At 67.3% G+C, this 1,065-nt stretch carries 1 protein-coding gene; it reads right to left on the reverse strand.

Annotation, left to right across the window (positions count from 1 at the left end):
* Nucleotides 1-58: 58 nt before the first annotated feature.
* Nucleotides 59-925, reverse strand: a complete 867-nt coding sequence (locus Q0066_RS10610) for a D-hexose-6-phosphate mutarotase (RefSeq protein WP_298132707.1) — start codon at nucleotides 923-925, stop codon at nucleotides 59-61.
* Nucleotides 926-1,065 lie beyond the last annotated feature (140 nt).

Here is a 1,065-nt window from a genome sequence, read left to right on the forward strand (position 1 = left end):
CGGTGACGATGAGCGTGCGGAGATCCCGGATCAGTCCGGGAGCAAGGGCTGGGCGAGCTCAGCCCTCCAGCGGAAGCACCTCAATACGCTGGCTCATCGTCCAGTGCTCGCCCGGCCGCAGCGTCACCGCGTCGGCGAAGACGTTCGCGGCCTCGACGCACACCATGCCGGTCCACTCGCCCGGACCCATGTCGGCCATGCCGGCGGCGGCCTCCTCCCACGGATTCCACACCACCACATCGGCCGAACCTTCGGTGCTGAGCCTGATCCGGCGTCCGAATCCAGGATCGACGACGGTCACCGGCCCGCCGTGCACGTGCACCCGGTCGGTGGGGCCGGTGAGCCGCAGCGCACCCTCCTGAACCTGGTCGAAGGCCGGATCGGGAAGGTTCTTGTCGAGGTAGCTGGCGCCGTCCAGGCCCTCCACGGTGACCTCGCGGACGTCGCTGACGGCAAGGTAGGTGTGCAGGGCCTCTTCGATGGTGAACGGCTCGTCGCCGGTGTTGCTCACCCACAGCCGGACGGTCAGGTGCGTCGGTGTGAACTCGGCCGTCAGTTGTGCCCGGTAGTCGTCGGAGAACTCGGGCTGGCTACCGGTGATGTCGGGATCGATGGTGTACACGACGCGCAGCGTGTGGCCGTGCTCGGTCACCTCGGAGCGGCGCCAAGCGGTCGCCCGGACGAATCCGTGCGCGGGCCTTTTGTCGCCGGTCAGCCCGGGACCGAACCACGGGAAGCAGATCGGGATACCGCCCCGGATCGCCTTGCCGGCGGTGTACTCGCTGGTGGAGCTGAGCCACAGCACCGGGTGCGCTGAACCCTCGGGCTGCCAGGCGGCGACGTGCGCGCCGTGGTCGAAGATGCGGCTATGGCCGGCGGCGTCCTCGATGCCGGGAAGGGGAGTGCTGATCTCGGTGTGCGTCATGGCCAGAGACTAATGCCAGACCCGCTGGTCGGGCTGCCTTGTTGGTCGAGCCTGACCGTTGGTCGAGCTTGTCGAGACCCAACTCGGTGACCGTTGGTCGAGCTTGTCGAGACCTCTCGAGAAACACAAAGAAAAAAAGA

Source organism: Micropruina sp. (genome assembly GCF_027492755.1).
Classification (GTDB): Bacteria; Actinomycetota; Actinomycetes; order Propionibacteriales; family Propionibacteriaceae; genus Micropruina.